Here is a 17,712-nt window from a genome sequence, read left to right on the forward strand (position 1 = left end):
ATTATTGCCAAAAGTGCAACCACTTACAAACTGTACCCCATCCGAAAAGCAGTTGTTGGTTTCCACAATCGCCAGCAAGTCTTCCATACCATCCGATGCCTGCCGCATCAATTCCATCACATGCATAGTGCCTATAACCCCCATTGCCAGCCCGGGGCAATAATGACCATGAATCTGACCGGCCTGCTGCAATAATTCCCTTACTTCTCCCCTGGAAATATGTTTTTCAATATTAATACGCGGACTGGAAAGCGTTGAGTCTTTTATACTTTCAAGGTTTCTGTAGAAAGAGAAGTCAGCAGGTTTTAAATCCAGTATCGGAGTACCATCAAGAGCATCCAGCCCGGATACAATCAATGTATTGCCTCTGCGTTCGAGCAACCGAACGGTAGTAACTCCTATCCCATTGGGTCTGTTTGGACTTCGTGAAGCAAACACCCCCCTAATTTCACCGTTAAAGATTCGCGTAATTAAACTGTAATCATCCGATTGATGAAAAGAAAAAACCACATCAATAAAATTTTGTTCCTCAATGTGAAGCAATCCATCAACAAAGAGCTCATCCACAACAATTTCAGAGATAACATCTACTGCATTTTTCACAAAATGCTTTTCCTTTAATTCATTTTTTACCAGTGCGATGGAGGCGAAAAAATTCATGGAATAAGTTTTTAGTTATTTTTCAATTAGAGATTAAAATGTATTTCTTGATTTTTCAGATGTTAGATAATTCAAACAACCATCATATACCTCATGAAAAAATGCCAGCCATATACGCTTCATTATCAATTTTTTAAAACAACAACAATGAAGATTTTCATTGGTATCTAATTAATAGATTAAGATTGCTTCACTGCGTTTACAATGACAACATTGCTGAATTTTGGGGCTTGGAGGGGGGTAATTTTCAGCAAGGACTAAAATCAACCCCTCTCCACCCTGCTTAAAACCTTTTGAAAGGTTCATTGCGTGCAAAGCGAAGCAAATGTTTTTCAAAAGAAGTTCCACCGGTTACTATTGAAATGTTGTATTAAATAACTGGCAATTAAAGTTGACCATTTTAAAACTACTACCCGATATCTTTATCCAAGCGTGGGAAGAATATAACTCTGCCCTCCATTATTTATTTTCTGTACATCCACATCGTAAAGCGTTTTGAGGTTTTGTTCCGAGATCACACGTTCATCCCCCATGGTAATAATTTCCCCATTTTTAAGCAACAAAAACCGATCGGCGTAACGCAAAGCCAGATTCAAATCATGAATTGCCACAATGACAGTTATTCCTTTAACGGAGATATCCTTTAAAACCTTCATTACCTCAATTTGGTGACTTAAATCCAAACTGGAAGTTGGTTCATCCAAAATTAGAACATCGGGGTCCTGCACAAGAGCACGAGCAATATGAACCCGTTGCAATTCTCCTCCGCTAAGTTCACTTGTCAGCCTCAGTGCCAGATTCTCAAGTGAAAACTCCCGGATGATCTTTTCCGTTTTCCGGATGTCTTCCTTTCCCGGCGCCCAGTTAAGATGTGGTTTGCGCCCTAACAAAACAGTATCAAAAACCGTAGCCATAGCAGAACTGCCACCTACCTGAGGAACATAACCGATATGACGTGCAAGAAACCGTCTTGTGAAAGTATTCAAAGCTTGTCCATTCAGTTCTATCTCTCCATCGTCAGGCTTCAACAAACGATTAAGAAGTCGGATAAACGTACTTTTTCCACTTCCGTTGGGACCAATTACAGCATAAAAAAATCCGCTCTTAAAACTGCATTCGAGTTGTTTCAGTATTCTTTCACGCGAATATCCAAATGACACATTTTTTACATCAATATCCATACATTCATCTGCTTTTTCTGACTTTCCGGATAATTAAAAACAAAAAGAAAGGCGCCCCGACAAAAGAAGTCACAATGCCCACCGGAATTACCACAGGGGCCATAATTGTACGGGAAATAATATCAGCAAGTAACAAAAAGGCACCTCCCAAAACTACCGAACCTACAAGAACAATTCTGTCGTTGTACCCTACCAGCCAGCGTGTAACGTGAGGTACTACTAAGCCCACAAATGCGATAATTCCAAAAAATGCTGTTGCAACTGCAGCACATAATGATGCTACCACTACTGCAAACAGGCGCAACCGTTCTACATTGACTCCCAGGCTTTTTGCCACTTCATCACCAGTACTCAATGCATTAAAACTAAAGGCGTTCAAAACAAAATATAAAACAGCAGGAACCAGCACAACAAACTGAATTACAACCTTATCCCAGGTAGCCTTCGCCATATCACCAAACATCCAGCTAATCACGGATGCCAGTTCAACATCAGTTGAAATGTACTGAAGCAGGGATGTGCCCGACTGAAAAAGAGAAGTGAGAATTATTCCGGCCATCACCAAAATCTCCGGAGTAGCTCCACGCCAGCGGGCAAAACCAGTAATAAGTAAAGCACAAATAAGTCCAAAGAGAAAAGCAGACAAAGTAATTACCCATGGCATTTGGGCAAGATTCCCGAAACGGGCCGACGCACCGGCTCCCACGGCTCCCAATACTACAATGGCAAAAGCTGCCCCGAAAGCCGATGCAGCACTTAGTCCTAAAGTAAATGGAGAACCCAGGGGATTTCGAATCACCGTTTGAATCACCGCACCCGAAACCGACAATGCTGCTCCTGTAGCAAAAGCTGCCAAAACTCGGGGCATTCGTATCTGAAACACCACCTGCTTTACAATTTCGCTGCCGCCCCCCGTCAGGGTATCTCCTACATCAGCAAGGGATAATAAGGAGCTGCCCATGGAAATTCCCCAAACCATCAAAATCAATAGACTCAGAACAGACAATATGAGAAAGAGGGTCCTCCGGTAACGGTGATTCCTTAATTGGCGTCTCAATTCAATACTGCTGCCATCCTTCATACATCTCTTTCATTTGGTCAAAAACGTCGCTACCAAGCATAAACTGATATATGTCCCGTGCTTTTTTCTCAAAGTCCACATCCTCAAAAGCATCGGGAAAGATTACTTTACCCGCAAACCAACTGTTAATCAGCACCGTCTCAAAATTGGTTGCATAAAAATTGTGGGGCATCAGGGAATAAACACGTCCTTTATTAAAAGCACCAATTGTTTTCCTTAACGGACTATCCGGGGCAATAGTTGGTAAAACCTGTTCCAATCCTGCGGCATCCAGAAAGAGATAATCCGGATTCCATGCAATGATCTGTTCAACATCCACATATCTAGCTGTAGGATGAACCGGCTCAATGTTTTCAAGGCTCCTTGCAACATTTGAAACATGCAAAAAATCAAATGGGCTAAAATAAGCCTGCGTGGAAGCGATCCCCTGAGCTCCCCGGTAAGAAACACCTCCAATATATGCTCGAATAGATTTTGCATCATCCGGTGTCCGGGTGTAAAGTTCTCCAATTTCATTTTCAATAAATGCTTTCAGAGAATCAGCACGCTTCTGTTTCCCTATTATCCGTCCAATCAATGATAAAGCACTATAAAATGTGTCCCGGGCATTTCTGAGATTTCCACTATTTAACCCAACCACAGGAATTCCTGTTTTCTCCTCCAGTTCATTCGCTTCAGTCACGGATGAAAAAGCCATGAAAATAACATCAGGATTGTTAACGGCGGTCAGCTCACTATCCCCGCCCATGTATGGTCCGATAACGGCCTTTTCCAAAAGCCTGGGACGCGCAAAAGCATACGGTCTTCCGGGACGAAATTCAATATCCTCAACGCCCGAAACCATGTTCGACAAGTCCATATAAACCAACAGACGCAAAGCTCCGGGGCCGACCCCAACAATGCGTTCCACTTTCTCAGGAACTATTACGGTGCGTCCGTACATATCAGTTATTTCTCTACCGGCCTCAGCTTTTTTATTGCCCAATATATTACATGCTGATGTTAACAGAAACAACAAAAAAAGAATTATACAATTCTTAATAGCTACACTCATTGATAACTCCGCATTTTTTTGAACATCATGACTTTTCTTAAATACTTCACCCGGCAATAGTCATAGCCAGTTTGCCATGACTGATTCCTTTCAATGCCCTGAGTTTATCAGCCAATTTAGTCAGTTCTCTGGATTTTCCCCTGACGGCAATTATTTCCAAACACTCCTCCTCCGAAATATGAAAATGCTGCGAAGAGAGAATTATCTCGTGGTATTCATTCTGTATGGCTGTCAGTTTTATCAATAAATCATTTTTATGACCATTGTAAACCAATGTTATGGAACCTGAAACAACATTATTGCACTGCCACTTTTTTTCGACAAGATAATTGTTTATCAAGTGCCTTATTCCTTGCGAACGGTTGGTCAGAAAGTTGTCTTTCACAAAATCATCTAACTCATCCAGTAAATTTTTCTCAAGGGAAACCCCAAAACGAACTACCGACATGGTGTTATGTTTTAATTATTTGGTGTTACCACAAATGTAAGAATTTCTTTTCCATCCAGAAAAAACAGAAGTTGATTAACCAACAGAAAAACTCAACAAGGCACAGATAATGAACTCTTAATAACAAGACGCTTCCCCAAGAAAGAAAAAATAAAAATGCCTGACAAAAATTGTCATTTCCCGATTCATTGCTTTTTCACTAACTTAGCAGAATCAAAGAATTTGCAAAAACGGCCCTGTCAAAAAGGCGCTCGTGATTACAGGAAAAAATCAGAGACCCGTAAAACTATTTAACACCGACCATCGTAAATAAATAGAAATGCAAAATCTGTCATTCATAACCATCTTCCTGGGAATACTTATAGGTGTTGTTGAGCTCCAGGCCCAGGAGCAGGATAATCTGCATACATTCAGCAGGGATGAAAAAAACATCCATTTAGCTAAGGATTTTAAAGGAATTGAAATCCACAACCAACATGGAGATATTGTTGTTACGGCATGGATGAAAGATACCATTCAGGTAAAAATAGAAATGTCGGTAACGGCCACACACAGAGAAATGGCCGATGAAGTGTTTGAGCGCCTAAGCATCAGCATCACAAAACTGAATGGAATGGCTTATATGCGGACAGCTTTTGAGGAAGAGTTCCATTCAGCTCACCCATTCCGCATTAATTACGAAATCTTTATGCCTGCCGATAAGCAAGTAAAGATTGATAATCGTTTTGGAAACATAACCATATCGGACATCACGGGCAAACTGGAAATTAATTCCGAATACGGCAACGTAACACAGACCGGACTACAGAGAGTGGACACGGTAGTTTCCAAAATATCTTTTGGTGAGGCAAATTTTAAAAGTATCAACTTTACAAAAACAGAGCTCTATAATTCCGGATTAAAAATTGAAAATGTGGAGACTGCTTCCATATTCGGAAAGTATTGTCAAATTGACATCGGGAAAGCCGGTATTTTGGATTTCTCCAATGAAACGGCACGAATTAACGTTGACGAAGTGAAGGATGTTAACCTCACTGGGCAGTTCTGTTTTGTTTCCATCGATGAGATAATGAAAAATGGGAAATTTGAGATTTCCAACGGATTATTAATTACTTCTTTGTCGGAACAAACAAATGAGTTTTCCGTTTTTAATAAAAACGCCCCTGCAAACATCAATATCTCACCTGAGCTATCATACACTCTGCAGGGTGAAGTCACCGACGGAAATTTCAGACATGACAAGGATAGTCATTTTAAAATCATCAGCGACCTAAATAAGATATCCTTCTCAGGCGAATACACCAACCGCAAAGAAGAAATGGCGACCCTCATTCTTTTCAACAAGAATGCAGGCATCAATATAAAAACACAGAAATAAAACATTATGTCAGACTACTCAGATCGAATTCAGAATCTGCGCACCAAGATGGCCGCAAACGGAATTGATGTATGCATTGTCCCCGGCAGTGATGCTCATATCAGCGAATATCTTGCAGACCACTGGAAAATAAGAGATTATCTTTGTGGATTCACAGGCTCGGCAGGAACACTGGTTGTTGGAGTTGATTATGCATGTTTGTGGACTGACTCCCGCTACTATTTGCAGGCCGATGAGGAACTGGAAGGAACCGGCGTAAAACTGATTAAAGAAGGATTGCCTGACGTTCCGGACTACATTGACTGGATATCTGCAAACTTGTCTCCCGGTAGTAAAGTGGCCATTAACGCCACATGTTTCCCGGTTGAAAAGGTGAGATCGATGGGACGTGCTTTACGTCAAAAACAAATTCAGCTTGAAACAAAATACACATTTGCCGAAGATGTATGGGAAACCAGACCCGCCATCCCCGACACGCCCGTAAAGGAACACCTGGATAAATACAGCGGAAGAACAAGAAAAGAGAAAATTGAGCTGGTACGTCAACTTTTGAAAGCAAAAGAGAGCACCCATTATGTAACCGGTGCGCTGGACGAGATTGCATGGCTCATGAACCTTCGCGGCGATGACATATCCTACAATCCTGTTTTTCATGCCTTTTTAATTATTTCACAGGATTATGTATCGTTGTTTATCAATCCCAACAAACTGACCTCTGTCATTGGCAAAAAATTGTCCAATGAAAACATCAGAATCAACCTTTACCAACACATTTACAATCACTTAAATGACCTACCCGATCATGCAGTGGTTTATATAGACCCCAACAGAAACAACTGGGCACTTTTTGAGTCTATTCCCCACTCTATTCCAAAAATCGAAGGAACGGGGCTTGTTACGCAACTTAAAGCCATTAAAACGGCAACCGAGATAGAAAACATCCGGCAAACCATGGTTCAGGATGGCGTGGCGATGGTGAAATTTCTAAAATGGCTCGAAGAGGAAGTTCCTTCCGGCAAGGTGACAGAATTGTCAGCTTCAAAAAAGCTCTCCCAAATCCGTGCAGAGAACCCTGAATTTCAGGGCGAATCGTTCAGTACCATTTCTGGATATGCAGCACACGGAGCCATTGTTCATTATCATGTTACACCAGAATCAGATGTTAAGCTGGAATCCAAGGGTATTTATCTGGTCGATTCGGGGGGACAATATCCCACAGGAACAACAGATATCACCCGAACTATAGCCCTTGGCCCCGTACCGCAGCAGGTGAAAAAAGACTACACACTGGTTTTGAAGGGACATATTGCACTGGCAAAGGCTGTGTTTCCAAAAGGAACCCGAGGGGTTCATCTGGATGCTTTTGCCCGTCGTCCACTTTGGGAAGCACGGCTCAATTATGGTCATGGAACAGGCCATGGCATCGGGTTTTTCCTGAATGTACACGAAGGACCTCAGAGCATTCGTTCGCAGGACAACGGTATTGCAATTCAACCCGGAATGATAACTTCAAATGAACCGGGGGTATATCGAACTATGGAATATGGTATCAGAATTGAAAACCTTATTCTCACCCGGGAAGCCGGCGAATCGGATTTCGGCACATTTTTTGATTTTGAAACACTGACTCTTTGCCCCATTGATTTATCCCTTGTGTCGGAAGATATGCTTTCTGCTGAAGAAACGGAGTGGCTAAACAATTATCACACAAGAGTGTTTGAAAAACTGGCTCCTCTTTTAGATAAAGATGTTCAAGCCTGGTTGAAGGAAAAAACAGCTCCGGTTAGCTAAATTGTTCGTTTAAATAGTAGAAGTCAAAGCATAGAGGAATCATATAGACCTGACAATCTATATCTTACCTGGAAAACTTTGTAAAACGGACTATAGTTTTCTAATTCGGTTGCAAAAAATATGTTTTCCGCGGCATGGGTAAATAATCCATGCCGCGTTGTTATGAGTTTAAAATTCAGAAGTACAACAAAAATAAAAATCAACTATTATGAAGAACCTCACCGTTCTTATCCTCTTATTTGTTTTCACAATTGGCCAGGCACAACAGCCGGAAGACAGCGGCCATAAAATCGAAGTAAACATCCCCGCATTAAGGGACACAACACTCATACTTGGTTATTACTACAACCAGAGCATTCATGTGCAGGATACCAGCTTTATTGACGGTAACGGCACTGCGATTTTTGAAGATACAGAGTCTTTACCGCAAGGACTTTACGTAGTCTATTTGCCCAATCAGAGATATTTCGACCTCCTTATTGATGCAGACCAACATTTTAGTCTGACCGCCGATACGACCGATATGGTTAAATCACTTGAGATCGAAGGCGCAGAACAGACGAAGAAATTTAATGACTATCAGCGCTTTATCAGCTCCAGACAGGAACAGGCCAAAACCTTGCAGGAAGCACTTCAGACGAAAGACCCAAATTCTCAGGAAGCTGAAGCGCTTAAAGGACAATTGAACGATATTAATAATCAGGTTCAAAACGAATGGGAAAAACTTATAAGTGAGAATTCAGAATCCATGCTGGGTCTATTTATTAAAGGAATGCAGGAAATTGAGGTTCCGCAGTTCGACATAGATGAGAATGTGCAAAATAAGGATTCGCTACAACGAATTAAGCGATTCTACTATTACAGGAATCACTATTTCGACAACCTGCCACTTAATGATAAACGACTACTAAGAACCCCGTACTTTGCAAAAAAGATTGAGCAATACTTTTCTTCCGTTGTACCACAAAATCCGGATACCTTATTGGCTGAAAGTATCAAAATCATTGAACAGGCCCGTCCTGCTCCTGAAATGTTTAATTTCCTGGTATCTTATCTTTTCAACTATGCCAACAACAGTGAGTACATGGGTATGGATAAAATGATGGTTGGACTTGCTGAGAAGTATTACCTCTCCGGTGAGGCAGATTGGGCAGATGAAGAATTTCTCGAAAAACTTGAAACAAGGGTAAAAGAACTCAAGCCAACCCTGATCGGAAACCTGTCGCATGACCTGAAAATGCAGGCATATACAGGTGAGTATCACCGCCTCCATGAAATTGTTGCACCCGTTACCATTTTAGTCTTCTGGGAAACTGATTGTGGTCATTGCAAAAAAGCGATTCCCCAACTACATGAAATTTACCAGGAACAACTTCAGAACAAAGGAGTGAAAGTATTTGCTGTTTACACCCAGGGAGACCAACCCGAATGGGGTGAATTTATTGAGGACCATGGTCTTTACGACTTTATTAATGTGTGGGATCCCTACAGACAGTCAGGTTTTAGAGAAAATTATGATATCCGGAGTACCCCCACGGTTTTTGTTTTGGGCGAGGACAAAAAAATCATCGGTAAACGAATTTCAATTGAAGACCTGCCGGGTTTTATTGACCGTTATATTCAATCGTTGGAAGAGTAGCAGCTGGATTTTTGAGGTTAGAAGTTAAACCGAATCCTTTAAATTGGCAGATCAAAGGTATTATTAGCAAACTATTAATCAAATGCAATACAGACACCGATTTCTATTCCTTGTTTTCTTGGCAGTTTCAGCTCTGTTTTTTGCCTGCGAAGAGGAAGTCAAGCAAATACCCTCTCCGGAAATTTATCTGGCAAATCAGGATGCTGAAATTGAAATGAGTATTGGAGATACGATCACCCTTGAGCCGAAGATCACTTACAATGTAGATGCGCGTTACGAATGGAGAAAGAACAATGAACGGCTTGAGAACAACACCCAGATTTTGAAAGATACTGCCACCCAGTTGGGCCGAATGGAGTACTTCTTTAGCGCCACCACCCCTTATGGGTCTGATTCTATTACGATTCCGGTTGATGTAATTATCATGGCTGATTTTTCAGATCTTTTTCCGGAAAACTTTAAAAACGACAGTTCCTGGATTGGAGCGGTAGATGAAACCGGGTTTTCATACAAAGAGATATTCTTCACCACACAATTGAATGCTGACAGTACCTGGAGCGGGTTTGGATTGAGCAACATCCAGAGTAATATTCAAACCGAAGAAACAATTCCTCAAAACAGCGTGTACAATCCTTCCTCATCGAATAATGTTTTTTCGGTGGTCAGACATCCCAATGGATCGAACCAACCCTTGCCTTCCATCACCTTTGAAGATGGCCAAAACCATCGGCTGAAATCGATCGAAATCAACAATACCACTTTTGGTGTTTTTCTCCTGAAACATGGAAATGAGAGCTTCCAACGAATGGGCTACCCTGTCAGTACCGACCCGGATTGGTTCAAGGTCACCATTACCGGAATTGATGCGTCCGGCACTATAGTGAACCGTCAGGACTTTTTCCTGGCCGATTACCGGTTCGACAACAAAAAACGTGATTACATAGTGGACTCCTGGACAAGTGTTGACCTGACCAGCCTTGGAGCGGTCAACCAACTTCAGTTTTCTTTATCATCTAACAAAACAAACGAATCGGGAGAGATGATTACGCCGGAAACGTTTTGTATCGACAACATTAAGGTGCTCAATTAGTCTTTGCAAGTAAACACCAACTACTGCCTTTCGACAAGCTCAATGTAGCACGTTGTTCTCGTTTTTGAAACATTCAGGTACAAAAGGCAAACTCCTTGTTTAAAAAACTTCAAATGCAATCTATTTGGCGCTTTCTTATCAAAGACTATAAATTCCTTAGTTTTCTTGCCGGCAATAATTAGAAATGAAGTAAAGTTTCATCTCTTTCTTCCTGATGGTTCTTATGTGGTATAAAACCATTCACCTAACCATTAATTTCCGGACAGACTTTTTCCCACTCATATCCAGTTGGATAAGAAATGTCCCTGCCGGCAATAAGTTAGCAACCGCTGAAAGCTTGCACCGGTTATTGAAAATAAGAACATTGCGTTCATAAACCGGCTGTCCGTTCAAGTTATAGATGGTAATCGTTCCTGCACCATCCTCCGGGTGATAAATTGTTAAGTCCTGAACAACCGGGTTGGGTACAACTATGAAATTTTCGGAGGGTAGTTCAACAGATGTAGAATCGGTATAAGTTACATCTCCCACAAGCAGGTCGATCCATGCCAGTGAAGGCACATCGCCACTAATTACATCATAATCTTCCCAGCCGTTTAGTGTCTTCAGCATAAGCGTGTTGCTACTCTCAATTGAGGAAGCCTGATAAACAGCCCATTTATCCACTGTGGGAGTATCATCTAAATCATAACCTACAAAAAATGGCCCCGATACGGTAATCGGCTTGTCAAACATCACTAAAAACTCCTTATTGATGCTGTCATTGATTAAAACACGCTTCGCTGCTATCTGGAAAGCAGGTTCTTCAATTCCCGACCAAATTTTTATGTCCAGCTGTCCGTCACCCAATGTTTCATTCAATCCGGGCATCAGAAAAACACCGTATATTATGGCAGAAGATACTTCGCTGAATTGTTCTGCCACAGAGTAAATACCTTCGCTGTTAATACCTGTCCAGGCACCGGTTCCCCCGGGTATGGTTTTTATCACCGGAGTCATTTCATTTGTAAAATGAGACAATCGCACAATGGCTCCATTAAAAGGGTCATAACTATCCAACTGCATTCTTCCGTCTCCTGAAGGATTGAGCCACAAATCCACTCTGGCAGTGTCTTCCGGATAATTATTCCACATCCTGTTTAAACGCGCGAAATAATCGTTCACGGGATTCCCACACGTTGCTGCCCCTCCCGATAAATGTCCAATAAATTTACCATCTGCCAAAAACAAACCGGCACCCGAAGAACCTGCTTCTGTTGATCCGTCCTCCCATCGTGCCACTCTCCAGTGGGCGTCAGACAAGAAAGAATTCCCAAGGGGCGAACTGGCATTAAAACTGGTTGCCACAGGCGGCTCATTATCTATTGCCACCTTTTTAACGTCACCATTAGGATGATGAACGGTATGAACACCAGTGGTCGGCGATTGATTCAAATCCCAGCCTGAATAAAGAGGGCGATACCAGGCCGGCGGCATTTCAGTCATCTCCAACAGGGCGAAGTCCAGCTGATCGGCAAAGGCCCTTAACTGGGCCCCTGACAAACTCTGCATTTGGGTTCCCTGAATATTCTCCTGACAGGCAGGCACCTCATAATTCATAATAAAAACAATGTCCTGAGACTCCACTGACGCGCCGAGGCAATGACCAGCTGTCAGAATATAGGGCGTTCCGTCATTATTGGTGTTGTTCATTAATGTACCGGTACAATACTCCGTACCGTTTACAATAACCTGGCCGGTAGATTTTCCATTATCATCAATTACCGGGTCTTCAAAACAGGAATAATCGGTATGGCAGCTACCGCTACTGCCAAAATCGCCTGCCCCTTTCATTATCTTAAAAATATTGAGGAAGTCGTGGTTCACGGCTCCAATTTCAATAACACTTCCGTCTTCATCCGACAGCCCGGAACCTCGCCATTCCACCACTATTTCATCGCCGGGTACTGGAGCAGTTGCTAGTCCGCCCCATTCTTTGTTTGTCTCTTCCGTAAAAGCCCCGAGCACATAACTGCCGGAAGCATCATAAATAAAAAGAGAGTCACCCGCTGCCATTCTGAATTTGTCAAATACCAGATTCAGTGAATAGGCCCCAGGCGAATTTAGTGTCAACTGCCATATTAACCGGCCATCTGCAAGCACATCTGTCACGCCTGAATTAGAAGGGCTCAATCTAACAAAATGGGGATAGGCAAATGTTAACGCCTGGCCTTTTTTATTGGCCCCTAGATCAATACGTATTTCATCAAAGGTGGGGGGTGAAAAATAAATTCTTTCTTTTTCTGAGCTTTTCTTTACAGAAAACGCTCTCTTCAATTGTCCTTCGCTTTTAAACAAAGGTTTTCCTCCGTGTCCCACCTGAGCAAAAACAGAGATGTTCAATATCAGAAATATAAAAAATAAAGTCTGCCTCAGCATTATTTTTGTTTTACGAAATAGTACCTGCATTTAATGTTCATCAATAATACGAAAAAAAAGCAACAGGGTTTAAACCAAGTGCATTTTCTTGTTTAATTATCCTTTTCAGGAATAAAGCATTTCAGGATTTTTGGGCTTGGACGGGCTGATTTTCCGCAAGGCAGAAAATAAATCTTTTACAAAACCTGGCAAACAGAGCACAACTCTATCATAATAAAAACCTTACGCCATTGAATCTCCGCGTTTAAGCTTTTGTTTTGCGGAATATTGAAATGGTGACAATGCAAAAAAGGTTTTCGTCCTGACAAACGAAAACCTTTCTGTTTTTTTATCATTTTCTTATTTCAATAGACCTTAGCCTCCCTTTCACCGCGGAGAACTTCAAGTGCGTTCATGGCTAAAGCCGACATTTCATCTTCACCCGGATAAATTTTAATATTTCCAATCCAGTCGGTATATTTGCGGATAAAGCTTAAAACAGTGTTGTTCTGAGCCATTCCTCCGGTAATAAGTACAGCATCGACCTGTCCCTGCAAAACGCTGACACATCCGCCGATGGCTTTCGCCACCTGGTATGCCATAGCATGCAAAACCAGTTCTGCATGTTTATCTCCCTCAATAACCCGCTGACTGACTTCATGAGCCTGATTGGTTCCTAAATGGGCCATTAAACCGCCATTTCCGGTAACCTTTTTCCGCATTTCATCATGAGAATATTTCCCACTAAAGCACATATCCACCAGTGCACCGGAAGGCAAAGTGCCGGCTCTTTCGGGCGAAAAGGGCCCATATCCGTCCAGCGCATTATTAACATCAATAATTTGTCCTTTGCAATGTGCACCTACTGATATTCCCCCACCTAAATGAGCGACAATAAGATTGAGTTCTTCATATTTTTTCTCGACCGAACGGGCATAATTGCGGGCCACAGCCTTTTGATTTAGTGCATGAAACACCGATGTCCTGGGTAATTCAGGCAATCCAGTGATACGGGCAACCTCGTGAAGTTCATCAACGACCACCGGATCGGCAATAAAAGCCCTTGCATCAGGAATGCTTTTGGCAATATCATCGGCAATCAGTCCCCCAAGATTACTGGCATGTTGCTGCTTACCGCTCCGGTTCATCAGGTCGTTTTTCATAGATTCATTCACCTCATAAACCCCCGATGGGATGGGACGAAGAAGACCGCCACGGCCTACCACAGCATTAATTTCGTCGACATTGATACCGGCAGTTATCAGTTCATTCAGTACAGCTTTTTTTCGAAATTCATACTGACTGGGGATGTCGCCGAAGGGGGAAAGCTCTTCGGATGAGTGCCGAAGAGTCTTCAGCAGAACTGACTTAATATTTTCATAAACAGCAATTTTTGTAGATGTAGAACCCGGATTGATAACGAGGATCTTAAATTTTTCCATGCCTTGACGTTGGTTATAAGAGTTAGTAAAATATAATCGTTATTTTGCCAGAGCTGCCAGCAAAATACTGTTAAACTTGCTCTCTTCGGAGTCGCTTCGGGAGGTAAGTACAATAGGAACTGAAGCACCAAGGATAACAGATGCCACTTTGGCTTTGGCAAAAAACACCAGACTCTTGTACAGCACATTACCCACCTCAATATCAGGCATTAAAAGCAAGTCAGTATCTCCTGCAACATCGCTCTTAATGTTTTTATGATGAGCACTCTCAAAGCTTACGGCATTATCGAATGCCAGGGGGCCATCAATAAGACAGTTTTTTATCTGATCGCGTTGATTCATTTTGCTCAAAAGAGCGGCATCGGTGGTAGCCTGCATACTCTCATTAACCATCTCAATAGCACCTAAAACAGCAACTTTAGGCTTTTCAATTCCTAAAGCGTTGAGGTAGGAAACGGAGTTTTCGATAATGGCAATTTTGTCTTTCAATGAAGGAGCAATATTCATTGCCACATCAGTCACCGCTATCAGTTTGTGATAAGTGGGAACTTCAAAAAACGCCAGATGCGACAACAGTCTGCCGGTTCTTAACCCCCACTCTTTATTCAACACACCTTTCAGAAGAACAGGTGTGGGAACCTTTCCTTTCATGAGGATATCAGCCTCTCCGCTATTTGCTTTCCGTACGGCAATTTCCACACACTTTTCAGGATCTGCTTCATCAACAAACTCCACCCCTTCAAAATCATATCCCTTCTCATTGATGATGTGAAAAGTCTCCTCACGGTCACCAACCAGGATAGGAATTATTAAACCGGCATGATAGGCTTCATGAAGAGCATTCAGGGAAAAACTATCCTGCGATACCGCAAGAACAATCTTTTTTGGGGAAGCAGCCTGTTCCACCAATTTTCGAAGGTCTGAGAGATGTTTAAACATATTCTTGAATTAAAATTTTTAGTCAAAAAAAAAACAGAAGCCTCCATATCTCAGACCTCTGTTTTTTATCTTCAAAAAATTATCTGTTGGAAAGACCTTTCACAATCTCTTTAGTATCCTGGGCAATCACCAGTTCTTCATTTGTTGGAACCACCATCACCCGGACTTTACTTTCGGAAGTACTGATGTCCATTTCCTTTCCGCGCAATCCCTTATTTTTGGACTCGTTGATTTCCATTCCCATGAATTCGAGACCTTTGCAAACTCCTGAACGGGTAATATCTCCATTTTCGCCGATACCACCGGTGAAAATCAGAATATCAACACCTCCCATGGCAGCAACATAGGAACCTATGTACTTTTTGATGCGGTAATCGTACATTTCCATTGCAAGACGGGCGTTTTCATCTCCTTTTTCCGATGCCTCCTCAACCTCTCTCATATCAGAAGATATTCCGGTAATGCCCAATAAGCCACTGTGCTTATTGAACAGAGTTGAAGCAGAACGAGTCCCTATGGTTTCTTTGTCCATGATAAAAGTAACAGCACCCACATCCAAATCACCGCAGCGCGTTCCCATCATCAATCCTTCTATAGGAGTAAACCCCATCGATGTATCGACCGATTCACCATTTTTAATAGCAGCAACAGATGCTCCATTACCCAGGTGACACGAAATAATTCTCTGACTTTTGAAATCCACTCCAAGTATTTCACAAGCCCTGGCAGTCACATACCGGTGGCTGGTTCCGTGAAAACCATAACGGCGAATTCCATATTTCTTGTACAACGCCTGTGGCAAGGCATACATATAAGCATGTTTAGGCATTGTCTGATGAAAAGCCGTATCAAAAACACCAACCTGAGGTACATCAGGTAAGAGTGAAGAAATAGCCCCTATCCCTTTCAGGTTTGGAGGATTATGCAGAGGTGCCAGTTCGATACAGTCTTCCATTTTATTAATCACTTCATCCGTGATAAAAACGCTGGAATTAAACATTTCTCCTCCATGAACCACACGATGTCCTACGGCATCAATTTCATTCAAATCGCTGAGACATCCGTGTCTTTCGCTGTTAAGCACACCAAGAATGTAATCAATCCCGGTTTGATGATCCAATATTTCTCCTTCGAGTAATACTTTTTCACCGGTATCTTTTTCGTGCTTTAAAAAGGAACCCTTAAGGCCTACCTTTTCAACTCCCCCTTTGGCCATTACCTCCCAGGTGGAATCGTCCATATTAAACAACTGATATTTAATCGATGAACTTCCACAGTTGAGTACCAGTATCTTCATTGGTATAAATTTTTATTAAGTCTTTATAAGAAAAGCCAAATCCAGCGTTATTCTAATTTTTGAAACAGTCATTTACGAAATGTAAACTTCCTGGTTTTAAAAACTTCGAAAGCCTTGTCTTTGAAAATTTCTTATCAAAAACATATAGAATGGTTGTTTTCTTAGTGACACTATTTAGTTTTTTCGTTGGTTTGCAGGAAAAGGATTTTTTTGAAATATACTTGTCAGTATTGTCAGCAAAAGGTATTTGAATCCTCACAAATACGCTTTTGAGAATACCTGAGCAACCGACAAAATTACCCATCAATCTTGTTTCCGTCGGAATCGTATTTAAAGAAACCATAGTTCGTTTGCACACCCAGACGCTTTGCACGGACCAAACGTTTTATCAGTGGAGATGGTTTATATTTAGGGCCACCAAACTCTTCATAAAGATTTTCCATCCATTTCTCAACCTTGTTGAGTCCCACAATATCGGCCATTTGAAAAGGCCCGAAGCGCATTCCCATACCGATAATCATGGTTCGGTCAATGTTTTCCGCTGTAGCCACCCCTTCCATCAGCGCTTCGCAGGCCTCGTTGAGCAGAGTTACAAAAAGACGGATACTCACCAAACCTGCGGACTCTTCAACCGGAATCACCTCCCGGTTTATAAGCTTCACAAAAGTGCAAACCTTATTGTAAACTTCATCGGTGGTATAAAGACCTTTTACCACCTCAATAATTCGTGCTTCCGGCGAAGTAACAAAGAAGTGAAGACTTACACAGCGATCCGGAAATTCAAGTTCACTGGCCAGTTCCGTAATGATAATAGTAGTGGCATTGGTAGCAATGATGGCATCTCTTTCAACTACCTGCTCAATTTTATGGAAAACATCTTTACGGGCATCGATGCTTCTCAAACCGGTCTTTTCATCCGCCCTGACCGCTTCAATGACAAAATCACATCCTGCGAGATCCTGAAAATCCAGAGAACCTTTGATGCGGCCCAAAATAGCTCGCTTTTCGCCTGAAGTCAAACCCCATGTTTCAATACGGTTGTCCAGTTCCTTTCCAATATTCTCAAGAGAGAATTGGATCTTTTCCTCACTCAATTCAATAAAAACCACTTCTATCCCGTGCCAGGCAGCAATTCTTACGATATTCTGTCCTTCTTTGCCACAGCCCACAACACCAATTTTGGAAAAAAGTGTTTTTACGCGTCTTTTTGCACTTAATGCATACCTTTCAATAGGTTCTACAACAATTTCTGCCATTTCTGTTTTTCGTTTTTACTTAACCTGATAAACCAAAGCTACCAGGCAAAAAAGGCCGA

The 17,712-nt window shown here is 41.9% G+C and carries 14 protein-coding genes; 4 read left to right on the forward strand and 10 right to left on the reverse strand.

The genetic code is table 11. The annotated features are described in order from the left end of the window. The 5 genes from QZZ43_RS15555 to nikR form a co-directional block, all read right to left on the reverse strand. Positions 1-660: TrmO family methyltransferase (locus QZZ43_RS15555; RefSeq protein WP_291861321.1), on the reverse strand; the 660-nt coding region annotated here is incomplete at its 3' end. 422 nt (positions 661-1,082) lie between these two features. Further along, positions 1,083-1,841 carry an ABC transporter ATP-binding protein gene (locus QZZ43_RS15560; protein ID WP_291861323.1) on the reverse strand — a complete coding sequence of 253 codons (759 nt, stop codon included), beginning with the start codon at positions 1,839-1,841 and terminating at the stop codon, positions 1,083-1,085. 4 nt (positions 1,842-1,845) lie between these two features. Then, the gene (locus QZZ43_RS15565) at positions 1,846-2,922 is read right to left on the reverse strand and encodes an iron ABC transporter permease (RefSeq protein WP_291861325.1); all 1,077 of its coding nucleotides are present in this window, start codon (positions 2,920-2,922) and stop codon (positions 1,846-1,848) included. After that, positions 2,900-3,976 carry an ABC transporter substrate-binding protein gene (locus QZZ43_RS15570; RefSeq protein WP_291861327.1) on the reverse strand — a complete coding sequence of 359 codons (1,077 nt, stop codon included), beginning with the start codon at positions 3,974-3,976 and terminating at the stop codon, positions 2,900-2,902. Before QZZ43_RS15570 ends, QZZ43_RS15565 begins: the two co-directional genes overlap by 23 nt. Before the next feature lie 46 nt (positions 3,977-4,022). After that, on the reverse strand, positions 4,023-4,424 hold the full coding sequence (nikR, locus tag QZZ43_RS15575) for a nickel-responsive transcriptional regulator NikR (protein WP_291861329.1): 402 nt from the start codon (positions 4,422-4,424) through the stop codon (positions 4,023-4,025). 319 nt (positions 4,425-4,743) lie between these two features. Between nikR and QZZ43_RS15580 the strand changes: the two genes are divergently transcribed. From QZZ43_RS15580 to QZZ43_RS15595, 4 genes are all read left to right on the forward strand, one after another. Next, a complete protein-coding gene (locus QZZ43_RS15580; RefSeq protein ID WP_291861331.1) occupies positions 4,744-5,802 on the forward strand; it encodes a hypothetical protein in 1,059 nt (352 codons plus the stop codon). A gap of 6 nt (positions 5,803-5,808) precedes the next feature. Continuing rightward, a complete protein-coding gene (locus QZZ43_RS15585) occupies positions 5,809-7,593 on the forward strand; it encodes an aminopeptidase P family protein (protein WP_291861332.1) in 1,785 nt (594 codons plus the stop codon). 208 nt (positions 7,594-7,801) lie between these two features. After that, complete coding sequence (locus tag QZZ43_RS15590; protein ID WP_291861334.1) at positions 7,802-9,232, forward strand: thioredoxin-like domain-containing protein; 1,431 nt, start codon at positions 7,802-7,804, stop codon at positions 9,230-9,232. An 82-nt stretch (positions 9,233-9,314) separates the two neighbouring features. Continuing rightward, on the forward strand, positions 9,315-10,322 hold the full coding sequence (locus tag QZZ43_RS15595) for a DUF4465 domain-containing protein (RefSeq protein ID WP_291861335.1): 1,008 nt from the start codon (positions 9,315-9,317) through the stop codon (positions 10,320-10,322). Positions 10,323-10,562: 240 nt separating this feature from the next. Here QZZ43_RS15595 and QZZ43_RS15600 read toward each other — a convergent pair whose 3' ends face one another. The 5 genes from QZZ43_RS15600 to QZZ43_RS15620 all read right to left on the reverse strand — a co-directional run bounded on the left by QZZ43_RS15600 (position 10,563) and on the right by QZZ43_RS15620 (position 17,653). After that, the gene (locus tag QZZ43_RS15600) at positions 10,563-12,740 is read right to left on the reverse strand and encodes a trypsin-like peptidase domain-containing protein (RefSeq protein ID WP_291861337.1); all 2,178 of its coding nucleotides are present in this window, start codon (positions 12,738-12,740) and stop codon (positions 10,563-10,565) included. A 344-nt stretch (positions 12,741-13,084) separates the two neighbouring features. Next, positions 13,085-14,161, reverse strand: coding sequence for a butyrate kinase (gene buk / locus QZZ43_RS15605; protein WP_291861339.1), 1,077 nt, complete (start codon positions 14,159-14,161; stop codon positions 13,085-13,087). Between the two features lie 39 nt (positions 14,162-14,200). Next, positions 14,201-15,100, reverse strand: a complete 900-nt coding sequence (locus QZZ43_RS15610) for a bifunctional enoyl-CoA hydratase/phosphate acetyltransferase (RefSeq protein ID WP_291861340.1) — start codon at positions 15,098-15,100, stop codon at positions 14,201-14,203. Between the two features lie 79 nt (positions 15,101-15,179). Continuing rightward, on the reverse strand, positions 15,180-16,397 hold the full coding sequence (locus QZZ43_RS15615) for an acetate/propionate family kinase (RefSeq protein WP_291861342.1): 1,218 nt from the start codon (positions 16,395-16,397) through the stop codon (positions 15,180-15,182). 296 nt (positions 16,398-16,693) lie between these two features. Beyond that, positions 16,694-17,653, reverse strand: a complete 960-nt coding sequence (locus QZZ43_RS15620; protein WP_291861344.1) for a 3-hydroxyacyl-CoA dehydrogenase family protein — start codon at positions 17,651-17,653, stop codon at positions 16,694-16,696. Between the last annotated feature and the right edge of the window lie 59 nt (positions 17,654-17,712).

This window comes from Marinilabilia sp., from assembly GCF_016278715.1.
GTDB lineage: Bacteria > Bacteroidota > Bacteroidia > Bacteroidales > Marinilabiliaceae > Marinilabilia.